General features: G+C 59.4%; 19 protein-coding genes. 8 read left to right on the top strand and 11 right to left on the bottom strand.

All coding sequences use genetic code 11. The features are described 5' to 3' along the window. The first annotated feature begins 118 nt into the window (after positions 1–118). Positions 119–259, top strand: coding sequence for a hypothetical protein (locus tag QUE41_RS18770; protein ID WP_286340485.1), 141 nt, complete (start codon positions 119–121; stop codon positions 257–259). 171 nt (positions 260–430) lie between these two features. Here the strand turns inward: QUE41_RS18770 and epmA are convergent, their stop codons facing one another. Both epmA and efp read right to left on the bottom strand, forming a co-directional pair. Continuing rightward, a complete protein-coding gene (epmA, locus tag QUE41_RS18775) occupies positions 431–1,411 on the bottom strand; it encodes an elongation factor P--(R)-beta-lysine ligase (RefSeq protein WP_286340486.1) in 981 nt (326 codons plus the stop codon). Between the two features lie 66 nt (positions 1,412–1,477). Further along, positions 1,478–2,050 (bottom strand): elongation factor P, encoded by a 573-nt coding sequence (gene efp, locus QUE41_RS18780; RefSeq protein ID WP_028110029.1) that lies wholly within the window; start codon positions 2,048–2,050, stop codon positions 1,478–1,480. Positions 2,051–2,091: 41 nt separating this feature from the next. Between efp and epmB the strand changes: the two genes are divergently transcribed. After that, positions 2,092–3,105 carry an EF-P beta-lysylation protein EpmB gene (gene epmB / locus QUE41_RS18785; protein WP_286340487.1) on the top strand — a complete coding sequence of 338 codons (1,014 nt, stop codon included), beginning with the start codon at positions 2,092–2,094 and terminating at the stop codon, positions 3,103–3,105. 38 nt (positions 3,106–3,143) lie between these two features. After that, entirely contained in the window at positions 3,144–3,683 is a 540-nt protein-coding gene (locus QUE41_RS18790; protein WP_286340488.1) for a dienelactone hydrolase family protein, read from the top strand. 8 nt (positions 3,684–3,691) lie between these two features. On the opposite strand, the gene QUE41_RS18795 is transcribed toward QUE41_RS18790, so the two are convergent. After that, entirely contained in the window at positions 3,692–4,525 is an 834-nt protein-coding gene (locus QUE41_RS18795; protein WP_286340489.1) for a TraB/GumN family protein, read from the bottom strand. A 166-nt stretch (positions 4,526–4,691) separates the two neighbouring features. Here QUE41_RS18795 and QUE41_RS18800 point away from each other — a divergent pair, with 166 nt between their 5' ends. Next, complete coding sequence (locus QUE41_RS18800; protein WP_286340490.1) at positions 4,692–5,009, top strand: prephenate dehydrogenase; 318 nt, start codon at positions 4,692–4,694, stop codon at positions 5,007–5,009. A gap of 25 nt (positions 5,010–5,034) precedes the next feature. Here the strand turns inward: QUE41_RS18800 and QUE41_RS18805 are convergent, their stop codons facing one another. From QUE41_RS18805 to QUE41_RS18815, 3 genes are all read right to left on the bottom strand, one after another. Then, complete coding sequence (locus QUE41_RS18805; RefSeq protein WP_286340491.1) at positions 5,035–5,877, bottom strand: VOC family protein; 843 nt, start codon at positions 5,875–5,877, stop codon at positions 5,035–5,037. Between the two features lie 87 nt (positions 5,878–5,964). After that, positions 5,965–6,504: a DUF3016 domain-containing protein gene (locus tag QUE41_RS18810; RefSeq protein WP_286340492.1), complete on the bottom strand. Its 540-nt coding sequence runs from the start codon at positions 6,502–6,504 to the stop codon at positions 5,965–5,967. A 272-nt stretch (positions 6,505–6,776) separates the two neighbouring features. Then, positions 6,777–7,631 (bottom strand): SDR family oxidoreductase, encoded by an 855-nt coding sequence (locus QUE41_RS18815; protein ID WP_286340493.1) that lies wholly within the window; start codon positions 7,629–7,631, stop codon positions 6,777–6,779. A 106-nt stretch (positions 7,632–7,737) separates the two neighbouring features. Here QUE41_RS18815 and QUE41_RS18820 point away from each other — a divergent pair, with 106 nt between their 5' ends. Together QUE41_RS18820 and QUE41_RS18825 are read left to right on the top strand one after the other, a co-directional pair. Continuing rightward, positions 7,738–8,634: a LysR family transcriptional regulator gene (locus tag QUE41_RS18820; RefSeq protein ID WP_286340494.1), complete on the top strand. Its 897-nt coding sequence runs from the start codon at positions 7,738–7,740 to the stop codon at positions 8,632–8,634. A gap of 124 nt (positions 8,635–8,758) precedes the next feature. Next, positions 8,759–9,199 carry a PaaI family thioesterase gene (locus QUE41_RS18825; RefSeq protein ID WP_286340495.1) on the top strand — a complete coding sequence of 147 codons (441 nt, stop codon included), beginning with the start codon at positions 8,759–8,761 and terminating at the stop codon, positions 9,197–9,199. 73 nt (positions 9,200–9,272) lie between these two features. Here QUE41_RS18825 and groL read toward each other — a convergent pair whose 3' ends face one another. Beyond that, positions 9,273–10,919 carry a chaperonin GroEL gene (gene groL / locus QUE41_RS18830; protein ID WP_286340496.1) on the bottom strand — a complete coding sequence of 549 codons (1,647 nt, stop codon included), beginning with the start codon at positions 10,917–10,919 and terminating at the stop codon, positions 9,273–9,275. 40 nt (positions 10,920–10,959) lie between these two features. Continuing rightward, positions 10,960–11,250 (bottom strand): co-chaperone GroES, encoded by a 291-nt coding sequence (locus QUE41_RS18835; protein WP_286340497.1) that lies wholly within the window; start codon positions 11,248–11,250, stop codon positions 10,960–10,962. 310 nt (positions 11,251–11,560) lie between these two features. On the opposite strand from QUE41_RS18835, the gene QUE41_RS18840 reads away from it, so the two are divergent. Further along, the gene (locus QUE41_RS18840) at positions 11,561–12,865 is read left to right on the top strand and encodes an MATE family efflux transporter (RefSeq protein WP_353506860.1); all 1,305 of its coding nucleotides are present in this window, start codon (positions 11,561–11,563) and stop codon (positions 12,863–12,865) included. A gap of 118 nt (positions 12,866–12,983) precedes the next feature. Here the strand turns inward: QUE41_RS18840 and QUE41_RS18845 are convergent, their stop codons facing one another. Continuing rightward, a complete protein-coding gene (locus QUE41_RS18845) occupies positions 12,984–13,532 on the bottom strand; it encodes an FxsA family protein (protein ID WP_286340499.1) in 549 nt (182 codons plus the stop codon). Positions 13,533–13,752: 220 nt separating this feature from the next. Here QUE41_RS18845 and QUE41_RS18850 point away from each other — a divergent pair, with 220 nt between their 5' ends. Further along, positions 13,753–15,522, top strand: a complete 1,770-nt coding sequence (locus QUE41_RS18850) for a protein-disulfide reductase DsbD (RefSeq protein ID WP_286342977.1) — start codon at positions 13,753–13,755, stop codon at positions 15,520–15,522. A 338-nt stretch (positions 15,523–15,860) separates the two neighbouring features. Here the strand turns inward: QUE41_RS18850 and QUE41_RS18855 are convergent, their stop codons facing one another. Together QUE41_RS18855 and QUE41_RS18860 are read right to left on the bottom strand one after the other, a co-directional pair. Then, positions 15,861–16,442 (bottom strand): LON peptidase substrate-binding domain-containing protein, encoded by a 582-nt coding sequence (locus tag QUE41_RS18855; RefSeq protein WP_286340500.1) that lies wholly within the window; start codon positions 16,440–16,442, stop codon positions 15,861–15,863. Positions 16,443–16,566: 124 nt separating this feature from the next. Beyond that, positions 16,567–16,767, bottom strand: coding sequence for a DUF2061 domain-containing protein (locus QUE41_RS18860; RefSeq protein ID WP_286340501.1), 201 nt, complete (start codon positions 16,765–16,767; stop codon positions 16,567–16,569). Between the last annotated feature and the right edge of the window lie 54 nt (positions 16,768–16,821).

The following is a 16,821-nucleotide window of genomic DNA, read 5'->3' on the forward strand; positions in this document are numbered from 1 at the left end:
GAAAAAATAAAAATATATTTTTGGATATAACGACTTAGGACAAAGGAGGGCCGCGAATGACGCAGCGCCGCTGTGGCCCAACCTGAGGCTTGCACGTATCTACAGGAATGGGTTGCGGATGAACCGACGGCAGAAGCGCCTTGGGCAGAGAGGGAGTCAGGGCCTTGGCCTGATGATCCCCGTGGAAGCACCAGGCACACTGAACCAGATCCTGGTGAACATCGAAGTGATAAACAGCATGAGCCGGGGCCGCCAGTGACAGGACCAGCACCCAGAGCACCATCAACTTTGTCAGAAGGGTCCTGAAGCTCATGCAATTTTGAATTTGACTTAATTGAGGCCATGTTAGCCGCTAACGATGACACCCACAAGTCAGTAACAGGGGGGCAACTGCAATCGAAAGCGTAAGAAAAAATGTTCTTGGGTCAGCTCACGCCCTGGAAACGGGGAAGGCGGTCACCGCATCGATGTGATTCTCCCCAAGGGCCAGCATGATCAGGCGGTCCACTCCCAACGCCACCCCGGCACAGTCCGGCAGTCCCGCAGCCAATGCCCGAATCAGCCGGTGGTCGATGGGGCGCTCGGGCAATCCCGCCAGCGTCCGCTTGCTATTGTCCAGCTCAAAACGGCGCAACTGCTCGTCGGCGTCACTGAGTTCGTGGAAACCGTTGGCCAGCTCTATGCCTTTAAAGTAAACCTCAAAGCGCTCCGCCACTCTCTTGTCAGAGGGGCTGATGCGGGCCAATGCCGCCTGACTGGCAGGGAAGTCAAACACGAAGCAGGGACGCTCTTGGCCAATCACCGGCTCCACCACCATGGAGAACAGCAGCTGCAACAAGGTATCGACGTCTTCCTCTATATCGGCGATGTCACCCAGGCCATGCTCCCGGCAGCAGAACTTGAGGGCCTCCAGGTCCGCCGCCAGGGGATCCAACCCGGTCACCTGGACAAACGCCTGCTGGTAGGTCAGTCGCTCCGGTTCGGCGCAGTTCAGCACCACCTGCAGCAGCTGCGCCATCTCATCCATCAGCTGATGATGGTCGAAGCCGGGGCGGTACCACTCCAGCATGGTGAACTCCGGGTTGTGGTGCCTTCCCGCCTCCTCGTTCCTGAAGCTCTTGCACAGCTGATAGATGGCGCCGCTGCCGGCGCACAGCAGCCGCTTCATGTGAAACTCGGGAGAGGTCATCAGGTAGAGGGGCACCCCATCGGCGGCACCAGGCCCCACAAAGCGGGTGTCGAAGCTGTGCAGGTGCAGATCGGTCGTGGCCGCCCTGGAGAGAGCCGGGGTATCCACCTCCATCACGTCGCGCTGGGCAAAGAACTGGCGGATGCTGGCCATCAACCGGGCTCGCTGCCTGAGGTTTGCCAGGGGGGCCGTAGGTTGCCAATCTTGGCTTAAAGTCGCCATGGGAGTCTCCATAAACAAAAACAGTGGGCCATGGCCCACTGTTTATCTCACAAGCGTCTGCCGTGATTACTTGGTGCGAACACGCTCAACGTATTCACCGGTACGGGTATCCACTTTCACCATCTCACCGATCTGGATGAACAGAGGTACACGCACCACGGCGCCAGTGGACAGGGTGGCAGGCTTGCCGCCGGTGCCCTGGGTGTCGCCCTTCAGGCCGGGATCGGTCTCGGTCACTTCCAGAGTCACGAAGTTGGGCGGAGTCACCACGATGGGGTTGTCGTTCCATACGGTGATGGTGCAGACATCCTGCTCCACCAGCCACTTCTCGGCGTCACCCACAGCCTTGGCGTCGGCCGCGATCTGCTCAAAGGTGTCGTTGTTCATGAAGTGCCAGAACTCACCGTCGTTGTACAGGTAAGCCAGGTCATGATCCATTACATCCGCCGCTTCCACGGATTCGCCGGACTTAAAGGTTTTCTCCAGCACCTTGCCGGTAAGCAATTTGCGGATTTTTACGCGGTTAAAGGCCTGGCCTTTGCCAGGCTTTACAAACTCGTTCTCAATGATGTTGCACGGCTCGCCATCCAGCATTATCTTTAGGCCGGAGCGAAATTCGTTCGTTGAGTAAGAAGCCATTATTTTCTCTTCCAACAGGTCGTTTTGACGTCTAACGGTAAATGATAACCCGAAATTCCCTGAATTTGCACGACTGCTGGCAACAGGAGTTGGCGCAAGCCTATACAGATCCCAAACTGCTCCTCGAAGCCCTGGATCTTGACCCAGAAAGCTTCGCCGAAGAGATAGCGGCTCGCACCCTGTTTCCCATGCGGGTTCCCCGCCCCTTCGTGGCCGCCATGGAGAAGGGCAACCCCAGAGATCCGCTGCTGCTGCAGGTGCTCCCCGCAGCCAGAGAGTTTGACCAGATAGCCGGATACGGTCCTGATCCTCTGGAGGAGCAGGAGGCGGCGGTACCCGGCATACTGCACAAATACCGAAGTCGCGCCCTGCTGATGCTCAAGGGGGGCTGTGCGGTGAACTGCCGTTACTGTTTCCGGCGTCATTTCCCCTATGGGGAGAACCAGCTGAGCGGGTCGGCGATGGATCAGGCGCTGGACTACCTGGCATCGGACAGCCGACTCAATGAAGTGATCCTGTCCGGGGGCGATCCCCTGATGGCCAAAGATGTGCATCTGCAGAGGCTGGTGGAACGCCTGGAGGCCTTGCCGCACCTGAGCCGACTGCGGATTCACTCCAGATTGCCGGTAGTGCTGCCCGCCAGGCTGACCTCGGAGCTGGGGCAACTGCTCGCCAGCACCCGTCTCAAGACGGTACTGGTGCTGCACATCAATCATCCCAATGAGATCACCCCAGAGTTAAGGGAAGGGCTGAGCAGCCTCAGTCGGTCCGGGGTGACCCTGCTGAACCAGTCGGTCCTGCTCAAGGGAGTGAACGATTGCGCCGATGTCCTGAGTCAGCTCAGCGAGGCACTGTTCGATGCCGGGGTCCTGCCCTACTACCTGCACCTGCTCGATAAGGTTCAGGGCGCCGCCCACTTCGATCTGCCTGAATCCAGGGCCTGGGCGTTGATGGCACAGCTGCTCGAAATCCTGCCAGGCTTCCTGGTGCCGCGGCTGGTGAGAGAGGTCGGAGGGCGCAACAGCAAGACCCCGGTGGATCTGCACTTGGCCTGAGGGGTACAATCCCGCCAGATTTGGAAGGAGAACCAACTATGTCACTGCTTTGGGTCACCGACATCTGGGGCCAGCACGCCAGCCTGAAGGGCCAGATAGAGAGCCTCAGCCAACACGCCGGGGAGTGTCAGCTGCTTGACCCCTATGCGGGTCAGCCATTTGCGTTCAACGATCAGCAGCAGGCCTACGATTACTTCCTGTGCCGCTGCAGCAAGCCCGGCTATGCGGACAAGCTGGAAGCCTGGCTGGACGCTCACCAGGAACCGGTCACCCTGCTGGGCTTTTCCGCCGGGGCCAACGCCATCGCCACTCTGCTGAGCCGCCGCAGCTTCCCCCAGGTTCAAAAAGCGATCCTGGTCTACGGCAGTGAACTGCCCCAGTTGGACGGGTCTCTGCCAGTGGAAACCCACCTGCTGTTGTGTCAGGAGGATGCAGGCGCCGACAAACTGGCTCAGGCCCAGTGGCCCGCCAGCATTCACCTGACCGAGGCACCCCACGGCTTTATCAATCCCAGGGCACCGGCCTACGACGCCGGCCAGGCCGACAAAGCCTGGGACTGGATCCAGCAAAGACTCTGATCTGGTTGTCAGTTGGCAGGGCAGCGGCTCTGCCAGCAGTCGGTCACCTTGAGTCCCTGCTCCCTGAGCAGGGCCACCACACTCTCTTCGCCCACCAGGTGACCGGCACCGACCACCACGAACACTGGCCCCTTTGTGTCCCCCAACCAGGAGATCAGAGTGTCTCTCATCCCCTGATTGCGCTTGACCATCAACGCCTCCCAGGCTTCAGGCTCTTCGGCGATATCTTCGAAAGTCAGCTTCGCCAGCAGGTCGTGATCACCGCTGCGCCAGGCATTCAGCAGCGGCCCGACGTCCATAGGCTCCATTGCCCCCTCCAGCATCGCCTGCTGAGTGGCATCGGACAGGCCATCGAACACCCGCATCTGCAACAGCATCCCCTCCAGCTCCCACAGAGGTTTCTGACCCCGGCGCTCACTGAAGTAGGCCTCAACCCCCTGGGCAGACTGATACCCCGCGCGAGCCATCTCCGCCATCAGCAGCTGTGAGCTCAGGATCCAGGGAGCCAGATTGGGGTCGCACAACATGCCCCGCTCGCCGCAGTAGGTCGCCAGCTTGCGGGAGAGGCTGTCTGGGAGGGGGGATTTGGCGTAGAGAAAGGGCTGAATCTGTTGGGCAATCTTCGGGTCCTGGGTGTCCGCTTCCAGAGCCAGTACGACAGACGTGCTGAAGGCCTGCTCTATCTGCTCGGCAAAGGGGTAAAAGTCCTTCTGCCCCACATGAACCGACCCCAGCAACCAGGCTTGCCCCTCGGCGCCCTGTACATGGAAGAAGGGAGGCTTGTCATCTGGGGCCGCGTAAGCCAGTGTGGTAAACAGCAGCAGGGATAACAACAGTCGCATGATCTCTCCAAAACTAGGGGCTAAAACGGCTTTTCTTCATCAGATGAAACCGGATAATAGGGCGCTGGGACGTGACGACCCTTGCCGACGGCCAGAGCCAGATTAACGGCAACAGGATGTCACGGCCCAATCGATACTAACTTTTCACAGCAAGGATTTGGAGTCTATGTCCTACAACCAGGTGATCGCCCAGTTTAAAGCAACCTTTCAGCAAGCCTACCGCCAAGTGGTTGATGCCGATGCCATGCTGGAGCAGTTGCGTCAGGAGGGGCATGGGAAATTTGAGTCCGTTTTTCCAGAAGGCCAGGGATTTACCACCAAGGCCAACCGCTTTATGCCCTACCTGGAAGAGGTGGTCGGTGAATTCGACCAGTTTGAGGCAGCCCCCAGCACCGAGAAATTGCCCCCACTGGTGCAGAAACTGGAACTGCTGCTCTCTACCCTGACCCAGTTTCGCGAGTCGATGAAGAGCGCAGGTAAGTAAGCGCTCACAACAAACCTAGAGCCGGTTAAATAAGGGACCAGGCGAACCCGTCCGGGTCGACCCAACGGTCGCCGCTCTCCCAGCGTACGCCCCATTGAGCCAGTTCCGACTTCAGCTCTTTGGGGAGCGCGCCCGACACCCCAAGTCCATCAAACCCCCTCTCCGGCCCATTGTGGTATCGGAAGCCAGGCAATGACTCTGTTCCCTGGATATGCTGCAACTCCAGCAGGGTATAGGAGCGCTGCCAAAGCCACTCCCTGTTGGCCACAGCCTCCAATCCCGGCTCCGGCAGGGCGCTGTCGTCGTAGCCAAGGAAATAGAGGGTCATGTTACGCTCGGGCACAGGCTGCCGGGACAGCAGCCGCATCCCCATGGCCTGCTGATAGAAAGCCAAAGAGAGTCCGGGGTCCTTCACCCGAACCGTCGACAGCAGCATCGAGGGCGCAAAACTGGCAAACTCACGCTCCCCCTGAGGCTCAGCTGCCACACCAAAGGTTCTCTGAACCAGCTCTATGCAGTAACCGTCCGGGTCGGTGAAGTGACACAGGGTCGCAACCTGAGGCACCTCGAATGGCTCCCCGGTGGCCACCCCCATGCGTCGCAGTGCCCACATCGCCCCCGGCACCGAGTCCACCGCCAGTGAAAACTTCCAGTAACCCTCGGCAGGGTTGGGCTGCACTGCCACCGCCAGAGGAGCCATCTCCTCGATCAGCACCAGCGACGCTTGCCCAGGGCCATAACTCAGAGTGGCACACTGCCGGCCGTTGATTGACTCCAGAGAGACCAGGGCCATGGCGAGTTGATTCTGATAAAACGCCAGACTGCGGGACAGGTTTGAGACCCTGAGCCGATGCTCCTCAATCTTCATCTGCAACATCCTCTGTATCCACCCCTCTCTTTATACAACAAAAAAGCCGGAGTCATCGGACTCCGGCCTTTGAGATACTCAGTGTGTCTAGCGTCGAGCTGCCAGGGGCTGAGGCAGATCCCGCTTGGCCCAGTTCTTGATCATGGTCGTTTCATAGCGCAATGAATCACTGGAGTAGCTCGCCCTGGTGGATCCACGCTCGAAGTTGAGATCCTTAATTTTCACCGTGTCGCCATCCAACTGATTGCCACTGGCATCCTGCAGGCTCCAGCTGAACTCAATCATTGGGGGATAGACGCTCTTAACGATACGGATGTCATTGGCCGCCGCGCCGAAAGAGGGGCGAACGTCCCCGGCCAGGTCTAAGTTGGTCACTGTTATCACCAACTTCTCACCATCATTGAGCAGCGGCTTCAGAGATTTCTGAAACTCCTTACCCAAAGTGGCAAAGACATGGTTTTCAAACCTGTCCTGACGCCCTGAACTGGCACGAACATCTCGGTAATCGTCAGGACTTTGCCATACCACGGTCACCGGACCGTCTTGTGTTGGCCACTCCTGCGCATCGGACTGCGCCGTTGCCCATGGGCTCATCACCAATAACATCAGCCAGGCAAAAGCTCTCATAGTGCTCCCCTCGTTCGGAATCAAACTGGTTCATTCATTGGTTTAGAGGGGTGTGAGTAAAAATAATTCAATGAGAACATCTAAATATTCGTGATTCAGATCACAAAGATTATCTAATGCACCATTTTTAGCATAGCTTTAATGCCCTGACGTATCCGACTTAACCTCTAAGGAGAGCGTCGGGCCAATGCCAAAGCTCTTAATACTGAGCCTTGGGCAGCAGACAGGACGCCGCTCGGCAGAGCGGCTCCCTATACGACGCAATGGCCGACTCAGGCCAATCCGCGCTCGACGGCGACAGCCAGTGACTGGCTCTTGCGGCCAAGCAAGCGCTCCAGGTCGCCGCCGTCATCGAACAGCCAGCCATTGGCGGCGTGAGCCTCGGCATCGGCCAGGGCAGCGGCAAAGCCTTCTGGCAGACCCGCGCCCACCAGCACGCCGGTGAACTCTGACTGGGACATGGGAGCAAACTCCACCTTTTTGCCACTCTGCCTGGCCAGCTCCTCAGCGAACTCCGCCAGGGTAAAGGCCTGGCTGCCCGCCAGTTCGTACACCTTGCCCGCCTGATTCTCTTCCGAGGTCAGCACCACCGCCGCCGCCTCGGCGTAATCTTCCCGAGCCGCCGTAGCCAGACGACCTTCTGCGGCCGCACCGGCCACGGCGCCCATCTCCACCAACCCTGGTGCCTGAGCACTGTAGTTCTCCGTGTACCAGCCGTTACGCAGCATCACCGCCGCAATCCCGGACTCTGCAATCATCTGTTCGGTGACCTTGTGTTCACCGGCCAGGGCCAGTGGCGAGCGGTCGGCCTTGAGAATACTGGTGTAAGCCAGCAGTTTCACCCCAGCCTCCCTGGCCGCCTCGATCACTGCCTTGTGCTGAGGCACGCGCTGGCCCACCTCGCTGCCGGAGATCAGCAGCAGTTTGTCTGCGCCTGCCAGGGCAGGTGCCAGAGTCTCTGGACGGTTGTAGTCCGCTTGGCGCACCTCGATGCCCTGCTCTTTCAGATCCTCTGCCTTCTCTGGGGTACGGACCAGGGCGATAAGCTGCCCGGCCGGCACACGCTTCAACAGGGATTGAATCACGAGGCAGCCCAATTGGCCGTTGGCTCCGGTGATGGCGATCATAGGATTCTCCTTGGAAATTTAAGTCTGTCATATCGATGTGTCAGCCAGTATCGGCAATAATGATTGTCACCACTAGACGACCCTTCCCGAATGGAGCGCACCGATTTTGAGTACAATCAATTTCTCCCAATTGAAGCCGCTGGCGATCTTCTCCCTGGTGGTGGAGAGCGGCAGCTTCGCCGCCGCCGCCCGCAAGCTCAACACCAGTCGCTCACGGGTCAGCGAGCAAGTCTCCGGGCTGGAGGAAGCCTTGGGCATTCGTCTGATCCAGCGCTCGACCCGGCAACTGGCGGTAACCCCGGAAGGGGATCGCATCTATCAGCTGGCCCGGACCCTGCCGGAAGTATTAAACGACGTGGAAGCCATAGGTCAGCCCGCCGTCCCCAGTGGCCGGGTGGCCCTGACCGTCACCCACGATGTGGGCATCAAACACCTGGCACCGGTGCTGGAGGGGTTTTGCCAACGCTATCCGCAGATCCAGCTGGACCTGGTGGTCAGCGACCAGCCCCTGGACTTGATTGGCGAGCAGATCGACCTGGGGATTCGTATCGGCTTTCCCAAAGACGACTCCCTGGTGGCCAGGGTGCTGCACCAAGAAGCGTTTTCCCTCTACGCCAGTCCAGCCTATCTGACGCAGCATGGCACCCCAGCCAGTGCCACCGACCTGGAACAGCACAGGTGGATCACCCTGTTCCAATCCGGCTCGGATGGAGCACAGCACCTGATACACCAGGACAACAGCCTCACCATTCGCCCGACAAACTTCTTCCGCACCAGCTCTCCACTGATGATGCAGCAGATGATCTGCGACGGTCTGGGCATGGGCTGTCTGCTGCCGGTAACCGTCAAGCAGGAGTTGGCCGATGGCAGGCTGGTTCAGGTGATGCCGGAGATAGGCAGTGAACGGCTGGTTTTCACCCTGCTCTACCCCTCCCGACGGCAGATCCCCCAGCGGGTGCGCTGCCTGATTGATTATCTGCTGGAGGCGAAGTTGTTCGGCTAGAGCCAGGCCGGGTCGGTTGTCAGCGCATCCTCACGGCGCTATGTTGCAGACAAGGGCCAGTGACGACCCCTGCGCATCGCTCATAGGCAGAGCGATCGCTGTCCTTTAGGGAGAACCCCATACCATGAGCACCTCAAGCCACTATCAGAAGCTGGTCAGCATGTACGCTGCCGCCCCGATCAATGCCCTCTATCGACCCACCATGGAGGTCGCCGAGGGCAGTGCAACCATAGAGATCGAGCTGTCCGAGCAGTACCACCACTCCGCCGGCGGAGTGCACGGCTCTGTCTATTTCAAGATGCTGGACGACGCCGCATTCTTCGCCGCCAACTCCCTGGAGCCGGAGTTCTTCGTGCTGACCACCTCCTTCACCACCTATCTGACCCGGCCGGTGGCCAATGGCAAGATGCGAGCGGTGGGCAAGGTGGTCAACCGCAACAAAACCCAGTTTATTGCCGAGTCCGTGGTCTACGACAGCGAAGGCAGGGAGTTAGGCCGGGGCAACGGCATCTTTGTCAGGGGCAAATTCCCTCTGGCGGAAGCCAGGGGGTATGCCGAAGGTTAACTCGCCAAAGCCAAGCACAAAAAAACGGACGCCTTGGCGTCCGTTTTTTCATGGAGGTCGGTAGACCGGCAGATTACATCATGCCGCCCATGCCACCCATACCGCCCATGCCACCCATGTCAGGGGCTGCGGCAGCTTCATCCTTAGGCAGGTCGGTCACCATGGCTTCGGTGGTGATCATCAGACCCGCCACGGAAGCGGCGAACTGCAGGGCAGAACGGGTTACCTTGGTGGGATCCAGGATACCCATCTCAACCATGTCACCGTAGGTGTCGTTACCGGCGTTGTAACCGTAGTTACCTTCGCCGCCCTTGACGTTGTTGGCCACAACGGAGGACTCTTCACCGGCGTTGTAGGCGATCTGGCGCAGAGGGGATTCCATGGCACGCAGGGCCAGACGGATACCGACGTTCTGCTCTTCGTTGTCGCCAGTCAGCTCGGTGATCTTGGCAGCAACGCGAACCAGGGCAGTACCGCCACCGGCAACCACGCCCTCTTCTACGGCGGCGCGAGTGGCGTGCAGAGCATCTTCCACGCGAGCCTTCTTCTCTTTCATCTCAACTTCGGTGGCTGCGCCAACCTTGATTACGGCAACACCGCCGGCCAGCTTGGCCATGCGCTCCTGCAGCTTCTCTTTGTCGTAGTCGGAGGTGGACTCTTCGATCTGCTGCTTGATTTGAGCAACGCGACCCTGAATCTGGTCCTCGGCGCCTACGCCGTCGATGATGGTGGTGTTGTCCTTGGAGATCACAACGCGCTTGGCGCTGCCCAGATCTTCCAGGGTGGCCTTCTCCAGCTCCAGACCGATCTCTTCGGAGATCACGGTACCGCCGGTCAGGATGGCGATATCCTGCAGCATCGCCTTACGACGGTCACCGAAACCAGGGGCCTTAACGGCAGCCACTTTCACGATGCCACGCATGTTGTTCACTACCAGAGTCGCCAGGGCTTCGCCCTCAACGTCTTCGGCGATGATCAGCAGAGGCTTACCAGCCTTGGTCAGGCCTTCCAGGATGGGCAGAAGCTCACGGATGTTGGAGATCTTCTTGTCCACCAGCAGGATGAAGGGGGAGTCCAGCTCAACGGTACCGGCTTCGGCGTTGTTGATGAAGTAGGGAGACAGGTAGCCACGGTCGAACTGCATGCCTTCAACCACGTCCAGCTCGTTCTCCAGGGCCTGGCCCTCTTCCACGGTGATTACGCCTTCCTGACCCACTTTCTCCATGGCGGTGGCGATGATCTCACCGATGGCGGTGTCGGAGTTGGCGGAGATGGTGCCTACCTGAGCGATGGACTTGGAGTCCTTACACTCAACGGCCAGATCTTTCAGCTGCTCAACGGCGGCGGCTACGGCCTTGTCGATGCCGCGCTTCAGATCCATGGGGTTCATGCCGGCGGCAACCGCTTTCAGGCCTTCGTTGACGATGGACTGAGCCAGTACGGTGGCGGTGGTGGTGCCGTCACCGGCAGCGTCGTTGGCCTTGGAAGCCACTTCCTTCACCATCTGGGCGCCCATGTTCTCGAACTTGTCTTCCAGTTCGATCTCCTTGGCCACGGACACACCATCTTTGGTGATGGTAGGGGCACCGAAGGACTTGTCCAGAACCACGTTGCGGCCCTTAGGACCCAGAGTCACCTTAACGGCGTCAGCCAGAACATTTACACCAGCCAGCATTTTTACGCGGGCGTCGTTACCAAACTTTACGTCTTTAGCAGCCATGTTGCGCTTTCCCTTTGAAATTCAGAATCTACAGAGTGACTTATTCTACGATGGCCAGGATGTCGGCCTCAGACATGATCAGGACCTCTTCACCGTCCACTTTCTCAGTCTTAACGCCATAGCCTTCGTTGAAGATAACAACGTCGCCTACTTTCACGTCCAGAGGCTTCACTTCACCGCTGTCCAGGATGCGACCATTACCCACGGCCATAACTTCGCCACGGGTGGACTTTTCCGCTGCACTGCCGGTCAGTACGATGCCGCCTGCGGACTTGGACTCAACCTCGGTACGCTTAACGATTACCCGGTCATGCAATGGACGAATCTTCATCTCTGATGTCTCCTAAAAGGTTCCGTCTAAAACCAAATCTTCAATAATATGTGCGGCCTGCGCCGCCAGATGATTTTCAATATGGGGCCGATGGTTCAAAACACAAGGGCGAGGGCAAAATTTTTTTGCTCAGCCCCCGGTAAAAAAGATGCCACAGAGGCCCGGATTTTACCTCTGCCTCTTTGCGCTGGCCCCCGGGCCACTGGTACCATGCCCTCCCGACGACTCCGTCCCCAACCTAGATGTGACTTACCGGATGTATGATAAGCACGGCCTTTTGACCGCTCCCATAGGCAGAGTTCTGCTGCGTATGAGCCTACCCAACCTCCTGGGTGTACTGAGCCTGCTGTTCTACCATCTGACCGACACCTTCTTCATCAGTCGCCTGGGCACCGAGCCCCTGGCGGCCATCTCCATGACCTTCCCGGTCACCCTGGTGGTCTCCTCCATCGCCCTGGGCATGGGCGCAGGCATGAGCGCCCATATGGGCCGGCTGCTGGGTCAGGGGGATCTGCCCCAGGCCAGGAGCTTCCTGACCCACGGTTTGTTGCTGGCAATGTTGATCGTGGTGGTGATCGCCCTGGCGGGTGCCCTGACCATCCGGCCGCTGTTTGCCCTGATGGGGGCCGAACCGGCGATGCTGGAGATGATCTGCGACTACATGCTGGTGTGGTATCTGGGCATCGGCCTGCTGGTGCTGCCCATGGTGGGCAACCAGGCGCTGCGCGCCACCGGCAACACCCGCACCCCGGCGATTGTCACTGCCGTGGCCGCCCTGGTGAACGCGGTGCTCGATCCATTGTTTATCTTCGGCATCGGCCCCTTCCCGCGGATGGAGATGCAGGGCGCCGCCATCGCCACCGTGCTCTCCTGGCTGATCACCTTTGTCGTGGCCGCCTGGATGCTGGGATGGCGCTACCGCCTGATTGCCGCCCCCTGCCAACGCTTATTGGAGCACTGGCGGCGGTTGCTGCACATCGCCCGCCCCGCTGCAATCTCCAACCTGCTGAACCCCCTGGCCAACGGCCTGATCCTGGCGATTCTGGCCCGAATCGACACCCAGGCGGTGGCCGCCTTCGGTGCAGGCACCCGAATCGAAGCCCTGATGCTGGTGGGGGTGACCGCCCTGTGCGGCTCGCTGATGCCCTTTATCGCCCAGAACCTGGGCGCCGGTCAGTACCTGCGCGCCAAGGAAGCCCTGATGGGCAGTATCCGTTTCGTGATTGTGCTGCAACTGGGCTTATACCTGCTGATCTGGCCCTGGCTGGGCGAGATTGCGGCGATATTCAGTCAGGATCTGACGGTTCAGGGGTACCTCATCTGGTACCTGCAGGTGCTGCCTCTGGCCTATGGCCCCCTGGGCGTGGTGATCCTGTTTGTCCTGGCCCTCAACGCCTATCACAGGCCGATGACCGCCCTCTCCCTGAATGCGGTGAGGCTGTTTCTGATGCTGATCCCCATGACCATGGTGGGCGCCTGGGCGTTCGGGGTGAAAGGGGCCTTTATCGGTGTCGCCATGGCCAACCTGATGATGGGTGCCGCCTGTTATCACCTGGCCACCCGGGTGTGCGAACCCGACTCCCTCACCGAGGCGCACAGCTCGCCTCTGGACTGAACGTCAGGCATAGAAAAGCCGCCCCGAGGGGCGGCTCTGTCACATCGGATTCAAACGCTAACTCGAACCCTGGTGAACCCGGACAGTTGACCACAGAGGCGCAAGGCACTCAAGAACTTCAGTCATCCTTTCTCTCATACTCGCCTTCGATGGTGGTGTTACCACCGCGATCCCGGTTGTCCTGACGCTCGAAAGGGCGCTGTTCACCGAACGGGGACTGCTGGTCGCCAAAGGGGGATTGCTGCTCATCGAAGGGGCGCTGTTGGTGGAACTGGGTGTGGAAGCCAAACCCCTGCTGCTGAGTGGCGATATGCACCTGGGCACGGCTCATCAGCCAGGTGGCCAGCTTGCGGCGGGTAAAGGGAGTCAGCACCAACAGGCCAAAGAGGTCGGTAACAAAACCCGGGGTCACCAGCAGTACGCCGGCCACCGCCAGCAACATGGCTTCCATGATCTGAGTTCCGGGCATCTCGCCCCGGGCCATGCGGTTACGCACCTCCATCATGGTGCTCAGCCCCTGGCTACGAACCAGGGAGGCCCCCAGGGCCGCGGTCAGCAGCACCAGCCCTATGGTGGGCCAGGCGCCCAGAGTGGTGCCGACCTGCACCAGGACGGAGATCTCGATGATCGGCATCACCGCGAAGAGTAAAAAGAGATAGAAAACCACACCTGCCTCACAAATTCTGTCTGGTTAAGAAACTCAAATGGGGGTGACCCGGTCTATTTTCAAGTCAGCCTTCATGGGCTGTTACATTTATCGATGCAGCACCGGGATGGATCCAGTAAAGTAGCGGTCTCAATCGATACAGGCGGGTGTTGCCCGCAAGGGTTCGCCGACGAGCGATTCGCCCCCCTACGGACATGATTGGAACAACACACAGACAATGATGAAAAGACTTTTTGCCCTGGCCCTGATGCTCACCTTGAGCAGCACAGCCTTCGCCCAGTTCTCCTTTCTTAATCAGGAGCCTGAAGTTCTCCCGGTAGACCAGGCGTACCTGTTTAACTTCTATCAGCAGGACAACAAGCTGGAGCTGACCTGGGAGATGCCCGAGCAGGGATACTACCTCTACCAGGAGCGTTTCACGGTCAAGATCGAGGGCAACGCCAAGGTTGGCGACTTTGTCTACCCCGAAGCCACCTCTCACTTCGACGATTTTTTTGGTGAGCAGCCGGTCTACTTCGACCGGGTGACCCTGGCACTGCCCATTCTGGAAGCCGCAGACAACACCGAACTGACCATCACCTACCAGGGGTGTCTGGACAAGGTGCTGTGCTATCCGCCCACCCGCCAGAAGGTGCTGCTCTCCGCGGTGGCTGCCAACGACGGTTTGATTGCCACCCCGGCAGCGCCTGCCGCCACCCTGGGCACTGCGGCTACGGAGCAAGACAGCCTGGCGGCCCTGCTCTCCGGCGGCCATCTGGGCCTGGTGATTCTGACCTTCTTCGGCCTGGGGATTCTGCTGGCCTTCACCCCCTGTGTGTTCCCCATGTACCCCATTCTCACCGGCATCATCGCTGGCCAGGGGGAGAAACTCTCCACCGGACGGGCCTTCGCCCTCTCCATGACCTATGTGCAGGGGATGGCGATCACCTACTCCGCCCTAGGCCTGGTGGTGGCGTCTGCCGGCCTGAAATATCAGGCCGCCCTGCAGCATCCCGCCATTCTGATCGGCCTGGCCATCCTGTTTGTGGTGCTCTCCCTGTCCATGTTTGGGGTATACAACCTGCAACTGCCTGACTCCTGGCAGAACAAGCTGAACCAGGCGTCCAACTCCCAGAAAGGGGGCTCCTTCACCGGCGTACTAGTGATGGGCCTGATCTCCGGTCTGGTGGCCTCCCCCTGCACCACCGCCCCTCTGTCCGGCGCCCTCATCTACGTGGCCCAAAGTGGTGATCTGATGCTCGGTGGCCTGGCCCTGTACGCCCTGTCCATGGGTATGGGCGCCCCACTGCTGCTGCTGGGCACCTCTGGTGGCAAACTGCTGCCCAGGGCCGGGGCCTGGATGGAGATCATCAAACACGTCTTCGGCTTCCTGCTGATCGCGGTGTCCATCGTGATGCTGACCCGCATCTGGAGCGGTCTGGTGGCAGACCTGATGTGGAGCCTGTGGGGCCTGGCCCTGGTGCTCTACCTGCTGAAAGAGAACCGCAATACCCGTCAGGGCATAGGTCAAAGCGCCCGTTACCTGGTACTGGGTGCCCTGATGATGGGCTCTCTCGGCTATGGTGGCTTCAGCGTGGGCTACGCCCTCTACAGCGACAAGATCGCCGAGGCCGGCGGCGCCCATCACGAGGTGGAGTTTATCCGGGTGAAGAGTCTGACGGATGTGGAGCGGGAAGTGGCCAAGGCCGCGGCCGCCGGCAAGCCGGTAATGCTGGATCTCTATGCGGACTGGTGTGTGGCCTGTAAGGAGTTCGAGGTTAAGACCTTCCCCAAACCTGAAGTGATGAAGCGCACCGATCAGATGGTGCTGCTGCAGGCAGACATGACCGCCAACGACGACCTGGATATCGAGATCCAGGAGCACTATCAGGTGCTGGGCCTGCCCACCATCCTGTTCTTCGATCGTCAGGGCAATGAGCTGAGCCGTCAGCGGGTCACCGGCTTTATGAACGCCACCCGCTTCGCCTCACACCTGGACGGGGTACTGTAACCATTACCCCAACCACACCAGCGCCTGGGCCAACAACCCGGCGCTGGTGATCAGCGCCAACCCCATCCAAAGATAGCTCCATCTCAGTTTCAGCATCACGCCCTCCCTCTGTGGATAATCAGATTACCGCCACCGCCCCAAGGCGGCCGCGTACAGCGTTCTCTGATAGTTCTGACCAAGCCGTTCGTTAAAAGTGTCGTAAGAGTTTGTAAAGGTCTTGATAACGACCACTTGAATGGCGGTCTCTGCGAAGCCCGGCAAAAGGGGCCAGTACGCAAAAAGCCCCACATTCCGATGCGGGGCTTTCTCTGACGACCGGTGTGAATATCTGGTTTCGGTCAGGCCAGATTCTCCGGCTGAATAATGAGTGACAGGATAAATCTCAAGGTACGGGTGCAATCCGGTGCCCGGAGCAGCTCCTGGGTGTCCTGCTCCAGCAAGGGCAATATCTCCAGCCAACGCTGACCCACCCAGCAGGCGTCCTCCAGTTGGCACTCCCCGTAGAGCTCGCCCAGTTCAGGGCGGACCTCAAACAGGCGCTCCAGGGCTTCGCCGAGCAGTTCAAACCTCGCGGGCATCGGCAGTGAGGGCCAGTTGTTCATCACCAGGCCCTGGCCCATCCATACCCCGTCGGCTTCGGCCCAGGCCTCAGACACCTTGAACCGGCGACAGCCTTCGACGATCAGGCTGAGGCAACCGTCTTCCAGCTGGTGAAAATCGATGATATTAACGACGGCCGCGATGGGGTAACAGGGCAGTTCATCGTCCTCCCGCTGGACGCAAACCACCAGAGGCAACTGATTGTGATAATGCTCGGCCACCACCCGGTGTTGACCAGGGGTCACCATGCGAAGCTCTTTGCGCCCCTGCGGCAGCACCGGGCTGTCGATGGGCAGCAGGGCGACGGTCATTCTGTGCATACACCCTCCCAGCCGGAGTTGTCACCCGTCTCAACTGAGGTTTGCATATGCTGCGATCACCTCTGAATCTGCGGGCTTTCCACTAGTTTAGACCCAGATTCAGCGGTGGGGGTTCATTTGTTGATCAGGCAGCCAGGGGGGCGGCTTGAGCCCTGCGCTGCTCCAGCCGCTTCCACACCTTGTCGTGGAAATAGAAGGCAACGGTGTTCACCAGAGGCTCAATCACCGCCACGGCGCCGCCGATGGCCCAGCTGCCGGTTAACAGATACACCAGAACGAAGGCGATGGAAAAATGCATGATGGCAAAGGTCAGAGTCTTCAACATTGGGGTATCTCCGTATTGGATTTGATTTAATGATAATAGTTATCATTTACAACA

The organism is Ferrimonas sp. YFM, assembly GCF_030296015.1.
Taxonomy (GTDB): Bacteria; Pseudomonadota; Gammaproteobacteria; order Enterobacterales; family Shewanellaceae; genus Ferrimonas.